The organism is Aeromonas australiensis (assembly GCF_000819725.1).
In the GTDB taxonomy this organism is placed as follows: domain Bacteria; phylum Pseudomonadota; class Gammaproteobacteria; order Enterobacterales; family Aeromonadaceae; genus Aeromonas; species Aeromonas australiensis.
This window is the reverse complement of sequence record NZ_CDDH01000015.1, coordinates 88,707-113,217: the sequence shown is the minus strand read 5'-3', so window position 1 is coordinate 113,217 and position 24,511 is coordinate 88,707. Positions and strand designations below refer to the sequence as shown.

Annotated in this window: 20 protein-coding genes and 1 pseudogene; 15 read left to right on the top strand and 6 right to left on the bottom strand. The window is 62.0% G+C overall.

Going from position 1 to position 24,511, the window contains the following annotated elements; all coding sequences use genetic code 11:
* Positions 1-95 precede the first annotated feature (95 nt).
* The gene (gene recN, locus BN1117_RS03340) at positions 96-1,760 is read right to left on the bottom strand and encodes a DNA repair protein RecN (protein ID WP_040094839.1); all 1,665 of its coding nucleotides are present in this window, start codon (positions 1,758-1,760) and stop codon (positions 96-98) included.
* 248 nt (positions 1,761-2,008) lie between these two features.
* The gene (gene nadK, locus BN1117_RS03335) at positions 2,009-2,893 is read right to left on the bottom strand and encodes an NAD(+) kinase (RefSeq protein ID WP_040094838.1); all 885 of its coding nucleotides are present in this window, start codon (positions 2,891-2,893) and stop codon (positions 2,009-2,011) included.
* Positions 2,894-3,186: 293 nt separating this feature from the next.
* Between nadK and grpE the strand changes: the two genes are divergently transcribed.
* The 8 genes from grpE to BN1117_RS03295 all read left to right on the top strand — a co-directional run bounded on the left by grpE (position 3,187) and on the right by BN1117_RS03295 (position 13,989).
* On the top strand, positions 3,187-3,762 hold the full coding sequence (grpE, locus tag BN1117_RS03330; RefSeq protein WP_040094837.1) for a nucleotide exchange factor GrpE: 576 nt from the start codon (positions 3,187-3,189) through the stop codon (positions 3,760-3,762).
* 299 nt (positions 3,763-4,061) lie between these two features.
* Positions 4,062-5,990, top strand: coding sequence for a molecular chaperone DnaK (dnaK, locus tag BN1117_RS03325; protein ID WP_040094836.1), 1,929 nt, complete (start codon positions 4,062-4,064; stop codon positions 5,988-5,990).
* A gap of 113 nt (positions 5,991-6,103) precedes the next feature.
* Positions 6,104-7,246 carry a molecular chaperone DnaJ gene (gene dnaJ, locus BN1117_RS03320; protein ID WP_040094835.1) on the top strand — a complete coding sequence of 381 codons (1,143 nt, stop codon included), beginning with the start codon at positions 6,104-6,106 and terminating at the stop codon, positions 7,244-7,246.
* 264 nt (positions 7,247-7,510) lie between these two features.
* On the top strand, positions 7,511-9,016 hold the full coding sequence (locus tag BN1117_RS03315) for a carbohydrate porin (protein WP_156129857.1): 1,506 nt from the start codon (positions 7,511-7,513) through the stop codon (positions 9,014-9,016).
* A gap of 115 nt (positions 9,017-9,131) precedes the next feature.
* Positions 9,132-10,088, top strand: a complete 957-nt coding sequence (locus tag BN1117_RS03310; protein ID WP_082032543.1) for an aminoimidazole riboside kinase — start codon at positions 9,132-9,134, stop codon at positions 10,086-10,088.
* An 83-nt stretch (positions 10,089-10,171) separates the two neighbouring features.
* Complete coding sequence (locus BN1117_RS03305) at positions 10,172-11,536, top strand: sucrose-specific PTS transporter subunit IIBC (RefSeq protein ID WP_040094833.1); 1,365 nt, start codon at positions 10,172-10,174, stop codon at positions 11,534-11,536.
* Entirely contained in the window at positions 11,536-12,951 is a 1,416-nt protein-coding gene (locus BN1117_RS03300) for a glycoside hydrolase family 32 protein (protein WP_040094832.1), read from the top strand. Before BN1117_RS03305 ends, BN1117_RS03300 begins: the two co-directional genes overlap by 1 nt.
* Before the next feature lie 27 nt (positions 12,952-12,978).
* Positions 12,979-13,989, top strand: coding sequence for a substrate-binding domain-containing protein (locus BN1117_RS03295; protein ID WP_040094831.1), 1,011 nt, complete (start codon positions 12,979-12,981; stop codon positions 13,987-13,989).
* A gap of 90 nt (positions 13,990-14,079) precedes the next feature.
* On the opposite strand, the gene BN1117_RS03290 is transcribed toward BN1117_RS03295, so the two are convergent.
* The 3 genes and pseudogenes from BN1117_RS03290 to BN1117_RS18860 form a co-directional block, all read right to left on the bottom strand.
* Positions 14,080-14,808 (bottom strand): MgtC/SapB family protein, encoded by a 729-nt coding sequence (locus BN1117_RS03290; RefSeq protein ID WP_040094830.1) that lies wholly within the window; start codon positions 14,806-14,808, stop codon positions 14,080-14,082.
* Between the two features lie 218 nt (positions 14,809-15,026).
* Positions 15,027-15,431, bottom strand: coding sequence for a hypothetical protein (locus BN1117_RS03285; protein WP_040094829.1), 405 nt, complete (start codon positions 15,429-15,431; stop codon positions 15,027-15,029).
* Positions 15,432-15,835: 404 nt separating this feature from the next.
* Positions 15,836-16,048, bottom strand: a pseudogene (locus BN1117_RS18860) (YgaP family membrane protein).
* 86 nt (positions 16,049-16,134) lie between these two features.
* On the opposite strand from BN1117_RS18860, the gene BN1117_RS03275 reads away from it, so the two are divergent.
* The 7 genes from BN1117_RS03275 (at position 16,135) to BN1117_RS03245 (ending at position 21,752) form a co-directional block, all read left to right on the top strand.
* Positions 16,135-16,449: an ArsR/SmtB family transcription factor gene (locus BN1117_RS03275; protein WP_040094827.1), complete on the top strand. Its 315-nt coding sequence runs from the start codon at positions 16,135-16,137 to the stop codon at positions 16,447-16,449.
* The gene (locus BN1117_RS03270) at positions 16,449-16,862 is read left to right on the top strand and encodes a YeeE/YedE family protein (RefSeq protein WP_040094826.1); all 414 of its coding nucleotides are present in this window, start codon (positions 16,449-16,451) and stop codon (positions 16,860-16,862) included. Before BN1117_RS03275 ends, BN1117_RS03270 begins: the two co-directional genes overlap by 1 nt.
* 13 nt (positions 16,863-16,875) lie before the next feature.
* Complete coding sequence (locus tag BN1117_RS03265; RefSeq protein ID WP_040094825.1) at positions 16,876-17,301, top strand: YeeE/YedE family protein; 426 nt, start codon at positions 16,876-16,878, stop codon at positions 17,299-17,301.
* A gap of 215 nt (positions 17,302-17,516) precedes the next feature.
* Positions 17,517-18,656, top strand: a complete 1,140-nt coding sequence (locus BN1117_RS03260; RefSeq protein WP_040094824.1) for an efflux RND transporter periplasmic adaptor subunit — start codon at positions 17,517-17,519, stop codon at positions 18,654-18,656.
* Positions 18,649-19,338 carry an ABC transporter ATP-binding protein gene (locus BN1117_RS03255; protein ID WP_040094823.1) on the top strand — a complete coding sequence of 230 codons (690 nt, stop codon included), beginning with the start codon at positions 18,649-18,651 and terminating at the stop codon, positions 19,336-19,338. Before BN1117_RS03260 ends, BN1117_RS03255 begins: the two co-directional genes overlap by 8 nt.
* Positions 19,339-20,553: an ABC transporter permease gene (locus tag BN1117_RS03250; protein WP_040094822.1), complete on the top strand. Its 1,215-nt coding sequence runs from the start codon at positions 19,339-19,341 to the stop codon at positions 20,551-20,553.
* On the top strand, positions 20,553-21,752 hold the full coding sequence (locus BN1117_RS03245; RefSeq protein ID WP_040094821.1) for an ABC transporter permease: 1,200 nt from the start codon (positions 20,553-20,555) through the stop codon (positions 21,750-21,752). The genes BN1117_RS03250 and BN1117_RS03245 overlap by 1 nt, the downstream gene beginning before the upstream one ends.
* Before the next feature lie 50 nt (positions 21,753-21,802).
* Here the strand turns inward: BN1117_RS03245 and BN1117_RS03240 are convergent, their stop codons facing one another.
* On the bottom strand, positions 21,803-24,265 hold the full coding sequence (locus tag BN1117_RS03240; protein WP_040094820.1) for a diguanylate cyclase domain-containing protein: 2,463 nt from the start codon (positions 24,263-24,265) through the stop codon (positions 21,803-21,805).
* Positions 24,266-24,511: the final 246 nt, after the last annotated feature.

Genomic DNA, 24,511 nt, shown 5'->3' with positions numbered 1-24,511 from the left:
CGTGACTCGTGACTCGTGATTAGATTAACGATTAACGATTAACGATTAACGATTAACGATTAACGATTAACGATTAACGATTCCCGATCCCCATTTCAACGACGCAGCAGCTCTCGGGCATTAGCCAATGTGTTGTCGGTGATCTGATCGCCACCGAGCAGGCGGGCCAGCTCATTGAGGCGGGCACTCTGATCGAGCGCATCCATCCGGGTTTCGGTGGTTTTGCCGTCGGTATGCTTGCTTACCACCATATGTTGGTGGCCGTTGCCCGCCACCTGAGGCAGGTGAGTGACCACCATCACCTGAGTGGACTCGCCGAGCTGGCGCAGCAGGCGACCCACCACGGCGGCAGTCGGGCCGCTGATCCCCACATCCACCTCGTCGAAAATCAGGGTTGGGGTTGAGATCTTGCGGGCGCTGATCACCACGATGGCCAGGCTGATGCGCGATAGTTCACCCCCCGAGGCCACCTTGCCAAGCGGCTGGATCGGTTGTCCCGGGTTGGTGGTGACCATAAATTCCACCCGATCTATACCCAGCGGAGAGAGGCTGCTCTGGGCATCGGGGCGCACCTCGATGGCAAAACGGCCATCGGGCATCGCCAGTTCGTGCATGCTGCTGGTTACCTTGGCACCCAGCTCCTGGGCGTAACGCTGACGGCTCTGGCTCAGGGCCTCGGCAGCCTGAACAAACGCCTGACGGGCGGCAGTCAGCTCATCTTCCATCCCCTCTAACCGTTCCTCATCGGAGTTGAGACGGGCGAGATCGGAGGCCAGCTCCTGATGGTGCTGGGCCAGATCTGCCGGTTTGACGTGGTGCTTGCGGGCCAGATTGATTGCCTTGGAGAGGCGGGCTTCCAGCTCGTTAAAACGTTCGGGGTCCAGCTCCAGCCGATCCAGATAATGGCGCAGCTCGCTGTGGCTCTCCTGCACCCCTATCAGGGCTTCGTTCAGCATCTCCAGTACTGGCGTGAGACGGCTGTCCATGCTGACCAGACCCTCGGCCCGATCTACTGCCGATTGCAGCAGGCCAGCGATAGTGGTCTCTTCGTTGTCATAGAGCAGATCGAGGCAGGCGCCACACTCTTGCATCAGCTCGGTGCCGTTGGCCAGACGCTGGTGCTCCTCTTCTATCTCTTCGAACTCCCCCGGCTGCAGGGCAAATTCGTCCAGCTCCTGCACCTGATACTCGATAAGCTGGCGGCGGGCCTCTCGCTGCTGCTGCTCGGCCTTGAGCCGGTTCAGTTCATTTTGCAGCTGACGCCACTGCTGATAGTGCTGACGCACATCGCCCAGCAGCAGATGGTGACCGGCATAACCATCGAGCAGAGCGAGCTGGTAGTCGGGTTTGAGCAGCATCTGGTGGGCATGTTGACCGTGCACGTTGACCAGCAGCTGGCCCAGATTCTTGAGCTGGGTGAGGGGGACGGGCACGCCATTGATATAGCTGCGTGAGCGACCCTCAGCAGAGATCACTCGCCGCACGATGCACTCACCTTCGTTTTCCAGCTCGTTGGTAGCGAGCCAGGCGCGGGCGGCCGGGTTGTTGTCCAGCAGGAAGCGGGCGCTGACCTCGCTTTTGTCGCTATCGGGCCGCACCATGCCGGCTTCGGCCCGCTCGCCGAGGCAGAGACCGAGGGCGTCGATGGCGATGGATTTACCGGCGCCGGTCTCACCTGTGATGCAGGTCATGCCCGGTTGCAGATCGAGTTCGAGAAACTTGACGATAGCGAAGTTGTTGACGGTCAGCTGGGTCAGCATGGTCTCATCCTGTATAGGTCAACATTACTGTGTATGTATCCAGTATATACTGGTCTTATATACAGTAAAGAGGGCGCCGTCATTTTTAACAAAGGAAAGCCGCGCCAGTGCGGTAGGGCGATGAGAAGAGGGCCGTGATAACTGGCGCGCGGTACTGATATGAGAACTGCGGGGGTTATCACGAAAGAAAAGAGCAGGGCGCCAACTGCGGCACCCTTCTCTAGCCAGACGGTTTCAACCCACGCCGGTTAAAACAGCTTGCTGCCCCAGCCGAGCTTGTTGCGCAGCACGTGGAAGTAGCTGTAGTCGAGGGGATGCACCAGATGAAGCTGGTGGTGGCTCTTCTTGATCAGGATCTCGTCCCCCGGGTGAACCGCAAGGGTCACCTGGCCGTCACAGCTGACCTGCATGGCATCGTCCTGATTATCCGGCGAGACCAGCAGCCGCACTTCGCTGTCGGCATCGAGCACGATGGGGCGACTGCTCAGGGTGTGCGGAAACATGGGCACCAGCGTGATGGCGTTGAGCTTGGGGGTGAGGATGGGGCCGCCCGCTGACAGGGAGTAGGCGGTGGAGCCTGTGGGGGTGGCCACTATGATGCCATCCGAGCGCTGGCTATACATAAAGCTGCCATCGATATAGACCTCGAACTCGATCATATGGGCAATCTTGCCCGGGTGCAGCACAGCCTCGTTGACCGCCAGATTGCTCGACTTGCGCTCGCCGTGGCGATAGACCGAGGCCTCCAGCAGGAAGCGGTGTTCGCTCTTGTAGTGGCCTGAGAGCACCTGCTCCAGCGGCAATAGATAATCCTGCGGCGAGAGGTCGGTCAGAAAGCCGAGGTTGCCCCGGTTAACCCCAATCACCGCCACATCAAAGCGCGACAGTACCCGCGCCGCCCCCAGCATGTTGCCATCCCCGCCCACCACGATGGCGAGATCGGCCTGCTGCCCGAGCTGGACCAGATCCATCACATCCTCTTCCAGGATGCTAATAGCCTGGGCGACGCGGCTCTCCACCAGTACCCGAAAGCCGCGGGCGGTCAGATATTGATGCAGGCCGGTCAGCGTCTGGTTGGCTCCCTCATGCTGGGGTTTGCCAATCAGGGCGATGGTTTTGAACGGAGAATCCATAGTCTGTCTGGTTTGGGGTGGATATTGCGGGCCAGTATACCGTGCTTTGCGCCGCTTGTGACGCTCTCCGTGTGATGGGGGCGGCTAGCCCCTTGAGGCAACGGGTTAAACGGTGAGCGGTAACCCGGAGAAACTGCCGGCTGTCGCTATTCAGCACCCCTGATTGGCCTTTTACCCCTTGAAAGCCGGGGATGCATCCCCATAATAGCGCCAACATAGTCGGTCTCTGATCGTCCGGTCGCTCAACCAGACGTCAAGACCCTCATTAAGTAACCCCCGGAATTGGAGATGTCATGAACCACGAAGAGCAAAAGGTTGAAGCGATGGAGCAAGTGGAAGCCCAGCCAGTCGAGCCGACCGATGTAGACAGTGAAGTGACAGCCGAGCAAGCCCGTATTGCCGAGCTGGAGGCGCAACTGGAGGCGGCCCAGCAAGCCTCTGCAGAAGAGCGCGAGCGCGCCATTCGCGCCGTCGCCGAGATGGAGAACCTGCGTCGTCGCGCGGCGCAGGATGTGGAGAAGGCCCACAAGTTTGCTCTGGAGAAGTTCGCAGGCGAGCTGCTGCCGGTGCTGGATAACCTTGAGCGTGCCATCGAACTGGCCGACAAGGAGAACGACGCCCTCAAACCGATGATCGAAGGTGTCGAGCTGACCCTGAAATCCATGCAGAGCTCGGTGGCCAAGTTTGGTCTGGTGGCGCTGGATCCGACCAACCAAGCGTTTGATCCCAACGCCCATCAGGCGATGAGCATGGTGCCGAGTGCCGATGTGGCCCCGAACACCGTTATTGCCGTGATGCAGAAAGGCTACGAGCTGAACGGTCGGGTGATCCGTCCTGCCATGGTCATGGTCTCCAAGGCCGCTGACTGAGTCGGTGCCTGATGTTCAGGCCCGCCCCGTGGCGGGCTTTTTGTTTGGTAGTGCAGCACCTGCTCATCTTGCCCGGTTTAACGGCTCAACGTGACCGCGCAACCATGACAAAGGGTGTGGTTTTTTAGGGTTGGGGCTTGAAGCTGGGTCTGGCGACCCCATATAGGGTGCAAGGCCGCGGCGGCACAAAAAATTTGATGCCGGGAGCTTGAAAGCCAGATTGGCAGCCCCCACCTAGCCGTTAACGCATTAAGGCGAGTTCCTCGCCAGTTTATTCAAAGTATTTGGAGATTCGTCAAATGGGTAAAATCATCGGTATTGACCTGGGTACTACCAACTCCTGCGTCGCTATTCTGGATGGCGACACTGCTCGCGTGATCGAGAACGCAGAAGGCGATCGTACTACTCCGTCCATCATTGCCTATGCCGATGATGGCGAGATCCTGGTTGGTCAGCCGGCCAAGCGTCAGGCCATCACCAACCCGAAAAACACCCTGTTCGCCATCAAGCGTCTGATCGGTCGTCGTTTTGAAGATGAAGAAGTGCAGCGTGACCTGAAAATCATGCCGTACGCCATCGCCAAGGCCGACAATGGTGACGCCTGGGTTGAGGTGAAGGGCAAGAAAATGGCACCGCCGCAGATCTCTGCCGAAGTGCTGAAAAAGATGAAGAAGACCGCCGAAGACTACCTGGGCGAGCCGGTAACCGAAGCCGTTATCACTGTGCCGGCCTACTTCAACGACGCCCAGCGTCAGGCTACCAAGGATGCCGGTCGCATCGCCGGTCTGGATGTAAAACGCATCATCAACGAACCGACTGCTGCGGCTTTTGCTTACGGCGTGAACAAGGTCAAGGGCGAGCGCAAGGTTGCCGTATATGACTTAGGGGGCGGTACTTTCGATATCTCCATCATCGAGATCGACGAAGTTGAAGGGGAAACCACCTTCGAAGTATTGGCGACCAACGGTAACACCCACCTGGGTGGTGAAGACTTCGACAACCGCGTCATCAACTATCTGGTTGACGAGTTCAAGCGTGAGCAGGGCATCGACCTGCGTAACGACCAGCTGGCGCTGCAGCGTCTGAAAGATGCCGCCGAGAAAGCCAAGATCGAGCTCTCTTCTGCCCAGCAGACCGACGTCAACCTGCCGTACATCACTGCCGATGCCACCGGTCCGAAGCACATGAACATCAAGGTGACCCGCGCCAAGCTGGAATCCCTGGTGGAAGACATGGTGAAGGACTCTCTGGAGCCGGTTCGTACTGCCCTGAAAGACTCCGGTCTGGCTGTTGGCGAGATCGACGATGTGATTCTGGTGGGTGGTCAGACCCGTATGCCGCTGGTTCAGAAGACCGTGGCCGAGTTCTTTGGCAAAGAGCCGCGTAAAGACGTCAACCCGGACGAAGCCGTGGCCATGGGTGCTGCCATTCAGGGTGCGGTACTGTCCGGTGACAAGACCGACGTACTGCTGCTGGACGTCACCCCGCTCTCCCTGGGGATCGAAACCATGGGCAGCGTGATGACTGCGCTGATCGAGAAGAACACCACCATTCCGACCAAGAAGTCCCAGGTGTTCTCCACTGCCGAAGACAACCAGTCTGCCGTGACCATTCACGTGCTGCAGGGTGAGCGCAAGCGCGCCAGCGACAACAAGTCTCTGGGCCAGTTCAACCTGGAAGGCATCCGTCCGGCACCCCGTGGTCTGCCGCAGATCGAAGTGACCTTCGACATCGATGCCAACGGTATCCTGCACGTCTCTGCGAAAGACAAAGAGACCAACAAAGAGCAGAAGATCACCATCCAGGCCTCCTCTGGTCTCTCTGATGACGAGATCGAGCGCATGGTACGCGAAGCCGAAGCCAATGCGGCCGAGGACAAGAAGTTTGAAGAGCTGGTACAGGCTCGCAACCAGGCTGATGGTCTGGTCCACTCCGTACGCAAGCAGATCACCGAAGCCGGTGAAGCCCTGCCTGCCGACGACAAGACCAAGATCGAAGCCGCTCTGAGCGAGCTGGAAGCGGCCATCAAGGGTGACGACAAGGCTGCCATCGAAGCCAAACAGCAGGCTCTGCTGGAAGCGTCCCAGAAGCTGATGGAAATTGCCCAGCAGCAGGCTCAGGCCCAGGGTGCAGCCGGTGCTGATGCCGGTCAGTCCTCCTCTTCTGCCAAGGCTGACGACGACGTAGTCGACGCCGAGTTCGAAGAAGTGAAAGACGACAAGAAATAAGCCCGACCCGGATGGGCGCAGTCCGCTTCGCCCATCAGCTAGGTTTATGAATTTACGGGCGTTGGGTAACCAACGCCCGTCTGCGTAACTGCTGATATAGCAACAGGATGAGTATGTCGAAGCGCGATTTCTACGAAGTGCTGGGGGTATCAAAAGGTGCCGACGAGCGCGAGATCAAGAAGGCGTACAAGCGTCTGGCCATGAAGTATCACCCTGATCGTAACCAGGGCGATGCCGGTGCCGAAGAGAAGTTCAAAGAGGTCAAGGAGGCCTACGAGGTCCTGACCGATGCCAACCTGCGTGCCCGTTACGACCAGTACGGCCATGCCGGTGTCGACCCGAGCCAGGGTGGCGGTGGCCACGGTGGCTTTGGCGGCGGTGCCGACTTCGCCGACATGTTTGGTGACGTATTCGGTGACATCTTCGGCGGTGGCCGTGGTGGTGCCCGTCGTGGCCCGGCCCGTGGCTCCGACCTGCGTTACACCATGGAGCTGACGCTGGAAGAGGCGGTGCGCGGGGTCTCCAAGGAGATCAAGGTGCCGACCCTGGTTCACTGTGAAGTCTGTAACGGCTCCGGTGCCCACACCGGCAGCAGTGCCCAGACCTGCCCGACCTGCCACGGCTCCGGCCAAGTGCAGATGCGTCAGGGCTTCTTCGCGGTGCAGCAGGCATGTCCGCACTGTCACGGGCGCGGCAAGATCATCAAGGATCCGTGCCGCAAGTGCCACGGTGAAGGTCGCTACCAGCGCACCAAGACCCTGTCGGTGAAAATTCCGGCGGGCGTCGATACCGGCGATCGCATCCGTCTCTCCGGTGAAGGGGAAGCGGGGGAAGCGGGAGCTCCGGCAGGGGATCTCTACGTACAGGTGCACGTCAAAGAGCACGAGATCTTCGTGCGTGACGGCAACAACCTCTACTGCGAAGTGCCCATCAGCTTCACCGCAGCTGCCCTCGGTGGCGAGATTGAAGTGCCGACCCTGGATGGCCGCGTCAAGCTCAAGGTCACTCCGGAGACCCAGACTGGCAAGATGTTCCGCATGCGTGGCAAGGGCGTGAAGTCAGTACGCTCCGGTCAGGTAGGGGATCTGATGTGCAAGGTGGTGATCGAGACTCCGGTCAACCTCACCGAGCAGCAGAAAGAGCTGCTGCGCCAGCTGGACGAATCCTTCAGCGGCGCCGCTGCCAAGACCCACAAGCCGAAATCGGAAGGCTTCTTCGAAGGGGTGAAACGCTTCTTCGACGATCTGACCAGCTGATTTCAGCGACCCGAATAAAAAGAGCCGGCCTTGTGCCGGCTCTTTTTTTGCCCGCCATTTAGCCAGGAGCCGCCCTATTGAGTGGATCCTGATGAGGGATCCTCCTCACAACTCCCGCCAATTCCTGCTGTACAAATGTTATCCCGCTCACACTGTTGCTGAAACGGTTTAGTTGTCGTATTGAGCTGGCTAAATTGGTTTAGCTATGCTCTAGCTGTCGATAACAACTGCGCCCATTTGGGCCATAGATGACAGGTGAGGAAGATGATGATGTTCAAGAGCAAGTTGGCGCTGGCGGTAGCGCTGGGATTGGGGATGAGCAGTCCGCTGTGGGCGGCGCAGGCGAGTGTTGCAGGTGAGAGTGTCGAGGCCAGACTGGCGGCGCTGGAGGCGCGGGTACAGGCGGCTGAAGCGAGAGCCGAGGCAGCAGAGAGCCGTGCCAGTCAGGCGGAAGTGAAGGCGAGCGCGGCCAGCGAGCAGGCGCAGGTGGCCGACAACCGCAGCCAGAAGGTGGATGAGAAGACCGCTGGTGCCCAGGGCTTCGAGTTTCACGGCTATGCCCGCTCGGGCCTGTTGGTAAACGGCAATGGCAACGGTGGGCGCGGCGGCCCCTACATCACGCCAGCCGGTTCGGTGGGCGGGGCCGTCGGTCGCCTTGGCAACGAAGATGACACCTACATGGAGGCTAACCTGCTGAAAACCCAGACCTTCGAGGATGGCAGCTGGGCTCGCTACAAGCTGATGCTGGCAGACGGGGTTGAGACCAGCAACGACTGGACCGGCAGCGATTCGAGCCTCAATACCCGTCAGGTGTTTGCCGAGATCGGCAATCTGGCGAGCTTCGACGGCCCCTTCAAGAATGCAGTATTGTGGGCGGGCAAGCGCTTTGATCGGGACAACTTCGACATCCACTGGCTCGATTCCGACGTGGTGTTCCTGGCCGGTACCGGCGGCGGCGTTTACGACGTGCAGCTCGCCGACAGCTGGAAGGCCAACTTCTCCCTCTATGGCCGCGATTACGGCGACATCAGCGCCAGCGGTCTCTCCGATATCGAGAGCTACATCCTCACCATGAACAACCGCGTCGGCAACTGGCAGTGGATGGTGAACGGCCTCTCGGCCAAGGACAATGACGCCCGCATCAATGACAAGGGGACGGGCAGCGAGGCGGCGGACCAGGGGGCACACACCCTGTTGGCCTACCACGGCGAGAGCTTCTTTGGCATCAACCCAGGGTTTGCCAAGGCGGCGGTGTTGTATGGTCATGGGCTGGGGGCCGAGGTCAAGGGGCTGGGCTCTGACAGCGAGCTGCTGCCGGACGCCGATGCAGTGCGGGTCGCCGTGTTTGGCGCCACCGATCTCAACTCGCGCTGGCGTTTTGCCCCGGCCCTGCTGGCCGAGCAGAGTCAGGATCGCTACGTGAAAGGGGACGAGTACCGCTGGCTCACCTTCAATACCCGGGTGGCGCAGGTGCTGAGCCAGAACGTCGAGCTGGTCTACGAGGCAGCCTGGCAGTACATGGATCTCGATCCCAAGGGTTACAAGGGACGCCAGGCGGTGAACGGCAACTTCACCAAGCTCACCTTCGCCCCCACCTTCAAGGCACAGACCGCCGGTTTCTTCGAGCGGCCCGAACTGAGGGTGTTCGCCAGCTGGATGGACTGGTCCTCCGAGCTCGACAACTACGCCAGCGACGATGCCATGGGCCAGAGCAACTTCACCGCCGGTGGCGAGTGGAACTTTGGCGTACAGATGGAAACCTGGTTCTAGTTCGTTATCCCGATCACAAAAATGGCAGCCGGTGCCGAGATCTATTGGTTGGCTAAAACGGTTTAGCTGATAATGCCAGCCAACAGAACAGAGTTCGGGTTTGACCGAGGATCCGATGCAGCAGTGGAGTAGCAAGGTGACGAATCGTGTGTGGGTAATGGGGGATGCGGTGGTGGACTTGATCCCGGAAGGGGCGTTGCACTACCTCAAGTGTCCGGGTGGTGCGCCCGCCAATGTGGCGGTTGGCGTGGCACGGCTGGGTGGCGATGCGGCCTTTATCGGCCGGGTTGGTGCTGACCCGTTCGGCCGCTTTATGGCCGACACCCTGAGCAGGGAGGGGGTGGATATCGGTGCGCTGCGGCTCGATCCTGACCATCGCACCTCTACCGTGTTGGTGGCACTGGATGATGAGGGGGAACGCAGCTTCACCTTTATGGTGCGCCCCAGTGCCGACCAGTTCCTCACCCCAAATGAGTTGCCCCGCTTCAAGGCCGGTCAGTGGTTGCTGACCTGCTCCATCGCGCTCGCCAACGAGCCGGTACGCACCAGCTGCCTGCAGGCCATGGCCGCCATCAAGGCGGCAGGCGGGCGGGTCTGCTTCGACCCCAACCTGCGCCCCGAGGTGTGGGGCAACCCCGCCGAGATGCTGCCGCTGGTGCGCAAAGCCATCGCGCAGGCGGATGTGGTCAAGCTCTCCATCGAGGAGCTGCAACTGCTGAGCGGCGAGGATGATCTGGTTGCCGGGCTCGCTACTCTCTCTGGCCCTGCGTTGGTGCTGGTGACCCGGGGCGCGGCCGGTGTGGTGGCTCGTCTGGGTGGTGAGCTGCTGGAGTGGGTGGGGCAGAAAGTGACGCCCATCGACACCACGGGGGCGGGGGATGCCTTCGTCGCCGGTCTGCTGGCGGCGCTGGCCGGGCGCTCGTCGCTGCCGACTCTGGCCGAGCTACCCGCCATCCTGGCTCAGGCCCACGGCTGCGGGGCGCTCGCCACCACCGCCAAGGGGGCGATGACGGCGCTGCCGACCCGCTTCGAACTGGATGCCTTTTTGCGATCAGGCGCAAGCGGCTGTTGAGCTGCGGCTAGAAGCCCGGCTCGACAGCCCCTACTCTCATGTGACAAGGACCCGCCAGCGTGGCGGGTCATAAGAGGAAGAATATGAATATCAGTGCGATAGCCAAGGATCTGGTGCCCCTGCTCGGGGGCAAGGAGAATATCGTCAGCGCTGCCCACTGCGCCACCCGGCTGCGGTTGGTGCTGGCCGATGACAGCAAGGTAAACAAGGCCGCCATCGACAAGCTGGAGGGGGTCAAGGGGTGCTTTAGCAACGCGGGCCAAATTCAGGTGATCTTCGGCACCGGTCTGGTCAACAAGGTCTATGCGGAGTTTGTGGCGCTGACCGGTACCGGCACCGCCAGCAAGGCGGAGCTGACCGACATGGCAGCGGCCAAGCTCAACGTGGCCCAGCGGTTGGCGCGAACCCTCTCCAACATCTTCGTGCCGATCATTCCGGCCATCGTCGCCTCGGGCTTGCTGATGGGGCTGCTCGGCATGGTGCGCACCTACGGCTGGGTCAATGCCGACAGCGCCCTGTTTGTGATGCTCGACATGTTCAGCTCGGCGGCCTTTATCATACTGCCGATCCTCATCGGCTTTACGGCAGCACGTGAGTTTGGTGGCAATCCGTACCTCGGGGCGACCCTTGGCGGCATCCTCACCCACCCGGCGTTGACCAACGCCTGGGGCGTGGCCGGTGGCTTCAAGACCATGGACTTCTTCGGGCTCGATGTCGCCATGATCGGCTATCAGGGCACCGTATTCCCGGTACTGTTGGCGGTCTGGTTTATGTCCCATCTGGAGAAACAGCTGCGCAAGCGCATTCCGGATGCGCTGGATCTGATCCTCACGCCGTTTCTCACCGTCATCATCACCGGCTTCGTGGCGCTGCTCTTTATCGGCCCTGCGGGTCGGGTGCTGGGGGATGGCATCTCGTTCGGTCTGAGCGCCCTCTATGAGCAGGCAGGCTGGTTGGCGGGGCTGGTGTTTGGCGGCACTTACTCGCTTATCGTCATCACCGGCATCCACCACAGCTTCCATGCCATCGAGGCGGGGCTGCTGGCCAATCCGCAAATTGGCGTCAACTTCCTGCTGCCCATCTGGGCCATGGCCAACGTGGCGCAGGGCGGGGCTTGCCTCGCGGTCTACTTCAAGACCCGCGATGTGAAGATCAAGGCCATTACCGTGCCGGCGGCCATGTCCTGTCTGCTGGGCATCACGGAAGCGGCCATCTTTGGGGTGAACCTGCGCTACATCAAACCCTTCCTCGCCGGTCTGTTTGGCGGGGCCTGCGGCGGCGCCTACGTGGTGGCGGCCAAGGTGGGGATGACGGCGGTGGGGCTGACCGGTATTCCCGGCATGGCCATCGTCCAGCCCATGAGCCTTGTTCATTACATCATCGGGCTGGTGATCGCCTTTGGCGCCGCCTTCGCTGCATCCTACCTGCTCAAGTACAAGGTGGAGTGATGAAGGAAAACGATCTTCTCAACCAGATTGTCCGGTCGCTGCTGGCCGGACAGCTCAAGGCGGCGGCCGATCCCCATCGGCCCCGCTGGCATCTGGCAGCCCCGGTGGGGCTGCTTAACGATCCCAATGGCTTTATCGAGCACAACGGGCGCTACCACCTCTTCTACCAATGGAATCCGCTGGGCTGCGAGCACCGCAACAAGGGCTGGGGCCATGTCACCTCCACTGATCTGCTGCATTGGCAGCACGAGCCGGTGGCGCTGTTGCCCACCGAAGCCTATGAGAGCCACGGCTGCTATTCGGGCTCTGCGGTGAGCGACGAGCAGGGGCGTCTGACCCTCATCTACACCGGCAATGTCAAATACCCGGATGGCAGTCGTACCGCCTATCAGTGTCTGGCCCGCGCCGATGGTGAGGGAGGCTTCGAGAAGCTGGGGCCTGTGCTGGATCTGCCCGAAGGCTACAGCGGCCACGTGCGCGACCCCAAGGTGTGGCACGACGGCCAGCAGTGGCTGATGGTGCTGGGGGCCCGCACCCTGGATGACAAGGGCGAAGTGCTGCTCTATCGCGGTGACACCCTGCAAAGCTGGCAGCGGGTGGGCCCCATCGCCGGTAGCGGGCGAGGTGGGCTGGGTGAGTTTGGCTATATGTGGGAGTGCCCGGATCTCTTCCCGCTGGGGGAGCGCCATGTGCTGATCAGCTGCCCGCAGGGGATTGCCCCGGTGGGCGAGGATTATCGCAACCTCTACCAGTGCGGCTGGCTGGCGGGGGATTTCGACGGCGAGCGCTTCGCGCACGGGGCTTTCCACGAGCTGGACCGGGGCTTTGAGTTCTATGCGCCGCAAACTACCCGAGACAGTCAGGGTCGCCGCCTCTTGCTCGGTTGGCTGGGGCTGCCGGAGGAGAACGAGATGAGCCAACCTACTGTCGCTCACGGCTGGATCCACCAGATGAGCTGCCCGCGGGAGCTGTTCTGGCAGGATGAGTGGCTCTGCCAGCGGCCGGTGGCGGAGCTGGCGGCATTGAAGGGAGAGTTGACCCGTTTCGAGGGGACGCTTGGCGAGTTTCCGGGGCTGGCCATCGACTCGGCCTGGCTCGATATGGGGCTCTGCGGTGAGGGGAGTCTCTGGTTTGGCGCCGTGGCCGAGCTGTGCTGGCAGCCGGGGCGCATCACCTTGCGGCGCCAGAACTGGCAGAGCGGGGAGTGGGAGACCCGCAGCAGCCCATGGGCTGGCGGGCGGATCACCGTCCTGTGCGATCGCTCCAGTCTGGAGTGTTTCATCGATGAGGGGCGTCACAGCCTGTCTGCGCGCTACTTCCCCGGGGAAAAGCCTCAACTTTCATCAGGTAACGGCGATGATGGCTGCAAAATTTGCCTCAATCACTGGCCGCTGTCGGCGTGCCTAGTACAATAGCCCGGTTCTAGTCAGCCGGGAGGCCAGGTGGAGAAGAAGAAACGGATCACGATTGCCCAGATCGCCGAACTGGCGGGGGTGTCCAAGGCGACCGCCAGTCTGGTGCTCAACGGGAAGAGTGCGGAGTACCGCATTGCCGACGATACCCGCAAGCGCATTCAGGCGGTGGCGGAGGAGTGTCACTACCTGCCGAGCTTTCATGCCCGCTCCCTGCGCGAGACCCGCAGCTACACCTGGGGGCTGGTGATCCCCGATCTCACCAACTTCGGTTTTGCCCGCATCGCGCGCGCCCTCGAGGCTCACTGCCGGGAGGCGGGCATCCAGCTGCTGATCGCCTGCTCCGAGGATGATCCCGCCCTTGAGCAGCGGGTGGTGGACAACCTCATCAGCCGTCAGGTGGACGGGCTGATTGTCGCTTCCAGCGGCCACAGCGATGACATCTATGCCCGCATTCACGACCGCCTGCCAGTGGTACAGCTCGACCGCCATATTGGCGAGTCGCGCCTGCCCATGGTGATCTCCGATGCCTGCAAGGCCACCGCCGAGCTGGTGCGGGATATGGCCAGCGAGTGCGGTGAGGAGATCTACTACTTCGGCGGTTTGCTGGATCTCTCCCCCAGCCGTCACCGGCTGGCGGGCTATGAGCTGGGGCTCCATCGCGCCGGTTTTGAAGCCGATGCAGCCCGGGTGCGCCATCGCGACTACCAGCCGAGCTCCGGTTATCAGCTGATGGCTGAGCTGGTGGCCGAACTGGGGGCGCCCCCCAGGGGGCTCTTTACCGCCTCCTTTACCCTGCTGGAAGGGGTGCTGCGCTACCTCAACGAGGCGGGATTGATGGAGACGGGCATGCGGCTGTGTACCTTCGATGATCACGACCTGCTCGACTGCATTCCCATGCGCATCGACTCGGTGGCACAGGATTGTCCGGTGCTGGCCCACGCCGCTTTCGAGCTGATGCAGCAATTGATTGCAGGTAATCCTCCCGCACAGACCGCCCAGGTGATCACCCCCAGGGTGCGCTGGCGCAGTCGCCGCTAGCCACTCTTCGCCCATCCATATGAGAAAGCCCCGCCATTGCTGGCGGGGCTTTTTGCTGCGGGCGGATGGCTCGTTCCTCTGACCAACGGCTCAGTCGGTGGTACTGGTGCGCCAGAACACCTGCTTGATATGGGGGTGGATGGCCAGCTTTTGCATCAGGGCATCCAGCTCGTCGCCATCGATGGAGGTAGCCAGCAACACTGCCGAGATCTCCAGATCCCCCTCGCCAAACGGCTCGATATCGAGCTCGCTCAAGGGATAGTTGGCCTGCTCCAGCATCTCCTCGAGCCAGTGCAGCACCTCTTTTTGATGCTCGCGCTGGGTCAGGGCCGTCACCTTGTAGGTCACTTCGGTGTCCAAATTGTCTACCGGACGACGGTTGATCTGGTTGACCAGCGGTCTCAGCAGGGTGTTGGCGGCCAGCACGAACAGGGCGCCCAGAATGGCCTCCATGGCGAGCCCTGCGCCACAGGCGGCGCCGACCGCAGCTACGCCCCAGAGGGTGGCGGCGGTGTTGATGCCGCGGATATTGCCCGATTCGCGCATGATGACCCCGGCGCCGAGAAAGCCGATGCCGGAGACGATATAGGCCACCACATGGACCACACCGTAACTGCCGCCGTGCAGGTCATAGATACGCTGGGCCAGATTGACGAACAGCGCGGCTCCCACGGCGACCAACACGTTGGTGCGAAGGCCCGCGGTACGTTGGCGGTACTGGCGCTCCAGCCCGACCAGACTGCCGAGCACAAAGGCGAGCAGCAGGCTGGCCAGAGTGTCGAGCAGGGAGAGCATGTCAATTTGTTGCCACATCTTCATGGCGTACTCCTTCTGATAAGCGCTGGCTTGGCGCAATCCATGATGAAACGCCGGGAGGCGGATGGATCAGCGAATGATTGCGCGGATGGCCAGCAGACAAACAAAAACGCGGTGTCCCGGGGCGCGAGCATCATCAGATGCTCTAGCACTCGGAGAGGACGCAACAAGGGAGGCCAGCGTGGCTGGCCCCTTTCACTGTGGTTAACGCAGATGAGCGGTCAGTTGAGCTCGGGATCGCAGTCGATACGCGGGCGCAGTTGCCAGCGCACCGGATGCGCGACTCCGACCTGATGAACAAACTGCACCAGATAGCGGCGCTGGGGCGGGGTACAGAGCAGGTTGAGCACCAGCTCCCGCCCGCCGCCGCGACCGGGTCGCAGGGACTGCAGAGGGTGCAGGCCCGCCGGTTGCAGGGTGTGGCTCACCAGATCCAGCACCTGCTCCATATCGGCGCGATCCTCGCAGCGGATCTGCAGCCGGTAGTGGTGCTGGCGCGGTTTGCCACCCAGCCAGCGTGGCAGCAGGTCACGGCCGAGCCGGCTCAGCAGGGGATGAACCCGGCGAGCAACAGAACCTGTTGCGACCGTGGGATCCGCAGTCGGTTTGATTGAGATAAAACGCATAGCAGCCTCCTTGTGGGAAGTAGAAACTATGCAGGCATGGCGACCGTGGCGGTTGGCCTCTGGTTGCCAGACGTCAAGTGTAAATAGAGAGAAGAGGGGAGTGGATTTCCGCTTCTCGCAGGGTTGCGAGCATGCGGCACAAAGACCTGCGGCTAGCTCGCGACCTGAATACCGACGACGAGGGTCGGTCTACAACTGTCACTTGATGAGTTGCCCACTGATGGTCTCCGCTGTGTTAAGAACGGCGAAATGGTACTCATCCAGAGCGGTGGGGTAAAGCCTCAACGCCCTTTCAGCAACATTTAGATACAAGTTTGTCAGTAATTGGGGTCGGCTGGCTACCTTCGTGACCATGACAGGCCGCAGAGAAGCCAGCTCTTCCGTCCTGCATTCCATCTGGCTGATCAGCTACCTACCATCATCCGTGACCCTATCTTCAACCCCAGCCGCTTGAGGCCATCGCCGCTGGGCAGAAACCGGTGAGGGCACACTGGATCAGGTTGATCCCGATGAAGGCGCTCAACCAGGCAACCCCCCGGATGGACCCAGGTGGTAAGGATTAGCGAGAGCGGCAACATGCAACCCGCGACGATTCTGACGCCGTTATCTACCGTCATATCGCTAACCCATCTTTATTTAGATATTGCTAAATTAGAGTGGTTTTATACAATGGACGAATATCAGCAGTTGCTAATTTACTCTTGTGGGTCAATTCGACCCGATAAACAGACATGCGACAGCTGCCGCCCCCCTGCTCAAGGCGTTGGCTCATCCCAAACGCCTGCTGGTGCTTTGCCAGCTGGTGGAGGGGGAGAAGGGGGTCGGCGAGCTGCGGGCCCATAGCCAGCTGGGGAAGTCGGCTTTCTCCCAACAACTGGCGGTATTGAAGCGCTATGGCCTAATCCGTTCACGCAAGGTCTCCCAGCAGATCTGCGACTCGCTGGTGAGCGAGGCGGCCGCCGATCTCTTGGGGGCGCTGCAAACCCATTTTTGTCACTCGGAACATAAGGAGTCTTGATGATGGACACACAATGGCTGCTCTCTTTGGGCGGCGGCATGTTGGTGGGGCTGTCAGCCCTGATCCTGATGTTGTTCAACGGCCGGGTAGCCGGGATCAGCGGTATATTGGCGGGGGCGCTGCAACAGCGGACGCCCTGGCAGATCTGGTTTTTGCTCGGGCTGGGGGGCGGTGCCTGGCTGGCATTTCACGCAGGCTGGATCAGCATACCCGCCTTCACCACCTTGCCCGGCTGGCCGGTGGTGCTGCTGGCCGGTCTGCTGGTCGGTATCGGTACCCGTCTTGGCAATGGCTGCACCAGTGGCCACGGCATCTGCGGCATGGGACGGCTCTCCCTGCGCTCCATCGTTGCCACCCTGACCTTTATGGCGGCTGGCTTTATCACCGTCTTCGTCACTCATCATCTGCTGTAAGGGACTGATCGCCATGAAATTACTGATAAGTTTGCTGGCCGGTGTGTTGTTTGGGCTGGGGATGGCCCTCTCCGGCATGGTGGATCCGGCGCGAGTGATAGGTTTTCTCGATCTGGCGGGAGCCTGGGATCCCAGCCTCGCCTTTGTGATGGGGGGCGCCTTGCTGGTCTTTATGCCCGGTTACTTTCTGCTGGTGAAGCCAAGGCAACAGAGCCTGCTGGGCGAGCCGATTGCGACAGTGCCTGCGCCGCGCATCGATCGCCGACTGCTGGGGGGCGCTGCGCTGTTTGGTGTCGGCTGGGGGTTGGCCGGGGTCTGCCCTGGCCCTGCACTTAGCCTTATCACCAGTGGCCAGCCGCTGATCCTGCTGTTTATTGCTGCCATGGTGGTCGGGATTGTGTTGTTCGATCGTATTCTGGCCAAATGGGTGCGGGGTTAAGAGCGCTCTGCCGGGTGGCAACCCTTCTTTTTTTGAAGATGGGCAGTGGGATGGCAGGGTTGAGACTTGTCATCCCACCGCTCTCTCTTTGAGTTCATCGCGGCTTTTCGGGATCCGGCTCTCCCCTCATGCCACCTTGATGGTGATACTCTGGCACAACATGTACCTGCAGTGTGTTGTGGTCACTGACCGGGGCCAAAGCGAAAGGATGCGCGATGAAGAGAGGCTGGTTGTGGTGGGGAAGTGGCGCTGTGGTAGCGGTGGCAGCTGCGGCATGGTGGTGGCGACCGCAGCCGACGCCGATCAGACTGGCCGAGGTCGGGCGGGGGGATGTGCTGGTCACTGTGGTCAACACCCGGGCCGGCACCATCAAGTCGTGTCAGCGGGCCGGACTCAGTCTGCCCGGTGGTGGCGTGGTGGCGCAGATCGCCGTCAAGGCCGGGGAGCGGGTAGCCCGGGGAGATCTGCTGCTGACCCTCTGGAGTGACGATATTCACGCCGATCTTGCCCGTGCCCGTGCCCAGCAGGCCCTTGGCAAGACCCAGCGCGAGGAGCGTTGCAGCGAGGCGGCCTACTACGAGCGGGAGGCCAACCGGCTGGCCACCTTGCTGGCCAAAAACCTCACCTCCCGCACCCTCGCCGAACAGGCCCAGAATCTGGCCGATACCCGCCGCTATGTCTGCCGCGCATCCCGTCAGCAGGAGCGGGTCGACGAGGCACAGGTCGCCCAAGTGGAGGCCCGCTTGAGTGAACGCCGTCTGCTGGCGCCGTTTGCCGGGGTGGTGGCCGAGGTCAACAGCAAGCAGGGCGAGTACATGACCCCCTCTCCGCCCGGAGTGGCCATGCCACCGGTTATCGATCTTATCGACGATAACTGTCTGTATGTCTCAGCTCCCATCGATGAGGTGGATGCCGCCCGCCTCAAGGTGGGCCAGTCTGCCCGGGTACTGCTCGATGCCATGCCCGGGCGCGATTTTGCCGCCACCGTGACCCGCATTGCCCCCTATGTGAAGGAGCTGGAAAAACAGGCCCGCACCGTGGAGGTGGAGGCGGAGCTCACCGCCTTGCCTACCGATGTGCCCCTGCTTATCGGCTACAGTGCTGACCTCGAAGTCGAAGTGACCCGCGCCACCGATGTGCTGCGGGTAGCGGCCAGCAGCCGGGCCGACGATGGCAGCGTGCTGCGGCTGGAAGGGGATCAGCTGGTGCGGGTGCTGCCCCGTTGGGGAGTGGAGAACTGGAACTGGATTGAGGTGGCCGAGGGGCTCGCCGCCGGTGATCGGCTGGCAGCCCAGCCCGGCCAGATTGTCGGGGAAGGACCTTTCAGCGCCGCCACGGAGCAGACGGATGAGTGATCTCATTCGTCTTGATGCAGTCAGCCGTCGTTTCACGCTGGGGGGCAGTGAGGTGGCCGCCCTCGACCGCATATCCCTGCGGGTTGCCGAGGGGGAGTATCTGGCGGTGATGGGCCCCTCGGGATCCGGCAAATCGACCCTGCTCAATATGCTGGGGCTGCTGGATCGGCCCGATGAAGGGCGTTACTGGCTGGGAGGGGAGGATACCGCCACCCTGTCAGAGCCGGCGCTGGCCCAGCTGCGCGGTCATCGCATCGGTTTCGTGTTCCAGTCGTTTCATCTGATCTCCCGCCTCACCGCCCGTGAAAATGTCGAGCTGCCGCTGATGCTGTGCGGGATCGCTCCCGCCGAGCGCCATCGCCGCAGCCAGCAGTTGCTGGGAGAGCTGGGGTTGGAGAACCGGGCCGGCCACCGCCCTGCCGAGCTTTCCGGCGGTCAGCGCCAGCGGGTGGCCATCGCCCGGGCCATGGCCATGGCGCCGCGGCTTATTCTGGCCGACGAGCCCACCGGCAATCTCGATTCCCGCTCCGGGGAGGAGGTGATTACCCTGCTGGAGGAGCTCAACCGGGAGCAGGGGATCACGCTGGTGGTGGTAACCCACGACCCGCGCCTCGGTGATCGGGCGGGCAGGCGGATCCTGATGAACGATGGCCGCATCAACATTGATAGCTGCGGTGGCTGAATGCGGCGCCCCGATGTGATCCGCTTTGCCGCCGTGGCGTTATTGCGTCAGCGTTCACGGGCGCTGGTCTTGATCCTGGCGGTGAGTCTGAGCGTCACCTCTGTGCTGCTGCTTACCGCGCTGGGGGAGGGGGCGAGGCGCTATGTGGCCGACCAGTTCAGCTCCCTTGGCAAGGATCTGCTGGTGATGTTCCCCGGCCGCAAGGAGACCACCGGTGGGCTGCCGCCGGTCACCGGCAACAGCCTGCGGCAGATCACCCTGGATGACATGGACTATCTGGCCCAGCACCAGCCCAATCTGCGACTGGTGCCGCTGGTGATGGGCTTTGCCGAGGCCAAACAGGGGGCGCGGCTGCGCCAGACCATGCTGCTTGGCAGTAGCAACGGGCTGCGCGATACCCACGGACTGGTGCTGCTCTCTGGCCGCTGGCTGCCGGGAGATGCCGCAGCGGATCGATCGGTCACCCTGCTCGGGGCCAAGGTGGCCCGGGAGCTGTTCGGTCAGGCCGATCCGGTCGGCCAGTGGCTGCGTTTTGACAATCGCCGCTTTCGGGTGGTGGGGGTCTTCACCAGCCAGAGCAGCAATCTGGGGATGGATATGGCCGAGGCCGCGTTGATCCCGGTCGGTAGCGCCATGCGGCTGTTCAATACCGAGGGGCTGTTTCGGCTGCTGATCCAGCCGTTGGCGGGGCAAGCGGTGCCCCCGCTGGTCGCCCGGCTGGAGCGGCTGATGCAAGCGCGTCACGGCGCGCTCGATGTGACCGTGGTGCGCCGTGACGCCATGCTGGCCACCTTCTCCACCATTCTCTCGACCCTCACCCTGGCGGTGGCCGGTATTGGCGCCATCAGCCTGCTGGTCTCCGGCATCATGATGATGAATCTGGCGCTGATCAGCACCCGCCAGCGCACCGGCGAGATCGGCCTGCTCAAGGCGCTGGGGGCTGACAGTCGCCAGATCCGTCAGCTGTTTTTATGGGAGGCGCTGCTGCTAAGCGGCAGTGGTGCGCTGTTTGGCACGGCCTTGGGCTATGCCCTTGTTGCCCTCGCCGGAGTGATTTGGCCCGGTTTCCCGGTGGCGGTCCCTCTGCTCGCTACTTTCTGCACCATACCGGCGGCCCTGCTGACCGGGCTGTTTTTTAGCTGGCTGCCCGCCTCCCGGGCAGCACGGCAAGATCCGGTCAGCAGCCTGCGTAGCGGGCAGTGGAGCGGTGGCTGATGCGCGCCGCTGATCTGCTGCTCTGGCTCTGGCGCGCCTTGCTGGCGGGGCGCAGTCGCAGCCTGCTGTCGGCGCTGGGCATCGCCATCGGGATCGCCTCGGTGACTTTGCTCACCGGCATCGGCGAGGGGCTCAGACTCTATCTGCTCGACAGCTTCTCCCAATTTGGCACCCGGCTGATCGCCGTGACCCCGGGCAAGACCGAAACCGCCGGCGGCCCGCCCGGCATCCTCTCCAGCAGCCGTCCCCTGCTGCTGGAGGATGCCGATGCCCTGGCCAGATTACCGGGTATCGAGGCGGCACTGCCGGTGGTGCAGGGGCAGGGGGAGGTGCGCAGCCGCGGGCTGACCCGCAGCACCACCATTCTGGGCACAGGTCCGGCGGCGCTCTCTGGCTGGCGACTCACCCTGGTGCAGGGGCGTTTTCTGCCCGCGGATGACAGCGCCATGCCCCGCGCCTATGCGGTGCTGGGGGCCAAGGTGGCGGCTGAGCTGTTTCCCGGTGGCGATGCGCCGGGGAGTCTGCTGCGGGCCGGTGATCGCCGTTTTCGGGTGGCCGGGGTGCTGGCGCCCAAAGGGCAATTTCTCGGCTTTGATCTGGATGACATGATCTATCTGCCCGCCGCCCATGCCCAGGCGCTGTTCAACAAGGAGGGGCTGCAGGAGATCGACGTCATCTATCGCGCCGGGCAGACGGAGGCGGATATCTCGGCCCAAATCCGGCGGGTGCTGATCTCCCGCCACGGCGCCGAGGATTTTACCCTCACCTCCCAGCAGGACATGCTGGCCAGCCTCGACAAGATCCTCTCCATCATCAAGCTGGCGGTTGGCGGGCTCGGTATTATCTCGCTGCTGATCGGGGCGGTCGGCATCTTCAGCATCATGAGCATCGCCCAGCAGGAGCGGGTCCCCGAAGTGGGTCTGCTGATGGCGCTGGGCTGCCCGCGGCGGCGCATTCTATTGCTGTTCCTGCTCGAAGCCGTGGTGCTGGCGCTGCTGGGCGGAGCCATGGGGTTGGCCCTGCTCGGCGGGCTCAAGCTGCTGCTCACCCTGCTGGCGGCCGGCTTGCCGCTCACCCTCCATCCTCTCTATCTGCTGCTGGCGCTCGGTTGCAGCGCCCTGGTGGGTCTGCTGGCCGGGGTCGCTCCTGCGCTGCGGGCAGTGCGTCTCGACCCCGTGGTGGCCCTGCGGGGTGACTAGGCCGCCCCTTTCGCAAGAGTCGCATTACGCTCGGGTCTGAACGGGGGGGACTAGGCGACCACCTCCGCAACCGACAGGCTGCGCTCAGATCTGAACAGGGGGAAGTAGCGGCGATCCGCCTGACTCATGTGGCCGACTACCAGCTCCTGAATGATGAAGTTGAGCAGCTCGTCGTTGCCCAGAGTCCCCGCTTTGGCAGCGTGCAGCAGTTGGCTTGCTTTGTTGAGCAGGCGCTGGTGATCCTGACGGTGGCTAAGGAGTTCCTCATAGTCGATCTCCGCCAGCATCTGCTCTTCAAAGGCGAAGTGGTGGCGGGCCATGTCGAACAGGCTCTCCAGACTCTCCAGAAACGGGGCCGGATCCTCGTGCTGATCTTTCATCCGCTCCAGCAGCCGGTTGGTCAATACGAAGAGCTGGCGATGCTCGGCATCGATGCGCGGGTGACCGCACTCGTGGCCGGGTTGCCACAGCAGGGCGCCCTGCTCGGGATCAAGGCCTTCGGTATAGAGGCAGACCCGGCCGCGGCCGCGATTCTTCGCCTGATACATGGCCTGATCGGCGTGGTGCATCAGGGTCTTGGCATCCTCCCCGTGCTCGGGATAGAGCGCCAGCCCGATACTGCTGGAGATGAGTAGCTCCTGCCCCTCCAGCTGGAACGGATGGCGCAGCTGCTGGTGCAGCTTGTCGGCCATCGCCAGCACTTCGTCGCCACTATCCGGCAGCAAGATAACGAACTCATCGCCCCCCAGCCGTGCCACCAGATCCTGTTTGCGCACGCAGTGGCTCATCCGCTCGGCCACCATATTGAGCAGAATATCCCCGGTCTCATGGCCGAAGGTGTCGTTGATCGGCTTGAAGTGATCGAGATCGATAAACATCAGCGCCAGCGGACGGGGCGCCTCCTGCTCCATCAGCTCCTTGAGCCGTTGCTGCAGCAAGCGGCGATTGGGCAGCCCGGTGAGGGGGTCGTAGAATGCGAGGCGGCGCATCATCTCCTCCCGCGCTGCCCGCTCGGTGATATCCCGGGTGACCCCGAGGATCGCCTCCGGCTGGGCATTTTGGTTGCCATGGAGGGTGGTGATGGTCTCGGTCGACACCATATGGCCATCCTTGTGGCGCAGCTGGGTGCGAATGACCCGGCGAGTCTGGTCATGTTCCCCCCGCTGCCATGCCTCCAGAGTGGCAGAGATCTCCTCGCGCAGCAGTTGCCTTGAGGCATCCGGTAGCAGCTGTTTGAGGGGCAGGGCAAACAGCTCGGGGGCCTCGTAGCCGCTCAGAGGAGTGATGGCCGGGCTGACGTAGCGAAAGCGCAAGCTGGCGGCATCCATGGTCCAGATCACATCGGCGCTGTTCTCCGCCACGAAGCGATAGTGCTGCTCGCTCTGGGCCAGTTCACGGGTCAGCCGCTGGCGATCCCGCGCCTCCTCACGCAGGCGCAGATAGAGGTGCAAAAAGATGCCGAGCAGGGTCATCAGGGTAAAGGTGATGAGCATTGCCACCGCCACGCTCTTGTCGAGCAGTTGCCGTTGCTGGCGCAGCCGCTCCTGCGCCGGATCGTAGATAAAGCGGTCGAGGTTGGGCAATACCGTGAGCATGCCTGCCTCCAGATAGGTTTTGGCGATCTGCAGCCAGCGCTCCTGCTGCATGTAGCCGGGTTCGATCAGATCCGGCTGCATCAGCGCTCTGGTTTCGCGAGCCTCGAACTCCAGCTGTTCACGGCCAGCCCCGGTCGGGTACTGCTCCATGATGAGGTTGATCATCTCTTCGGGGTGGTCCATCGCATAGCGCCACCCCTTGAGGCTGGCCTGCTGGAAGGCGTAGACCCGATCCTGTCGGGTGATCAGCTCCCGCTCGGAGGTAAACAGGTTGTCGCCGTAGAAGTCAAAGTCGATGGTGCGCGGACTGAAGACCCGATAGGGGATCCCTTTTTGTTGCAGATAGAAGGGCTCGGTAGTGCTGTAGGCGCTGATGGCATCCACCTTGCCCGCCAGCAGTGCCTGTATTCCCTGTTTGTAGGGGAGGGTGACCCAGTCGCGGCTGCGGGTCTGGTGAGAAAGGTAGGTCAGCAGCTCGTTGGAGCCAGGCTCCAGCATCAGTCGCTTGTTGGCCAGATCGGCCGGGTTGCGAATATCTGGCCTATCCAGCGTGAGCAGAACCAGCGGCGAGTGCTGCAGCAGGGCGGCGAGCACCACCACCGGACGACCGGCAGCCCGATCCAGCAGCAGATCACTGCCGCTGATGCCAAAATGGGCCTTTCCCGAGATCACCTCGCTGACCACATCGGTGCGGGAGTCCGCTTCGCGCAGGGTGACATGCAGACCGGCCTCCCGATAAAACCCTTTGGCGATGGCCGCGTAGTAACCGGCAAACTGGAACTGGTGTTGCCACGGCAACTGGACGATGACCTGCTCGCCGGCTCGCACGGGGGGAGAGATCAGGGTCGCGATGACCATACTGACCAGCATTGGCAGAAGCAAGCTCAGGCGCTGGCGGGGGGCTGCATTCTCCGTCATACAACGTTTCTCTCGGGAGCGGTGTCTAGGCTAGATTCAAGCAATTTTGTGTCACCTGCAAGGGGAGAAAAGGCGTTTGCAATGGGGTATAGGGGGGTTGGAAAGTCATTTTTGTGTCGTTCATCACACGGGATGGATACATGCCGCTTTTTTGCAAGTTATGTGACCAATAAGAGAGTCATATGGCCTATCGAAGTGGTCGCATTCTAGCCACTTTTCCCGTTTTTATCGTTGTTATTGTGGCTT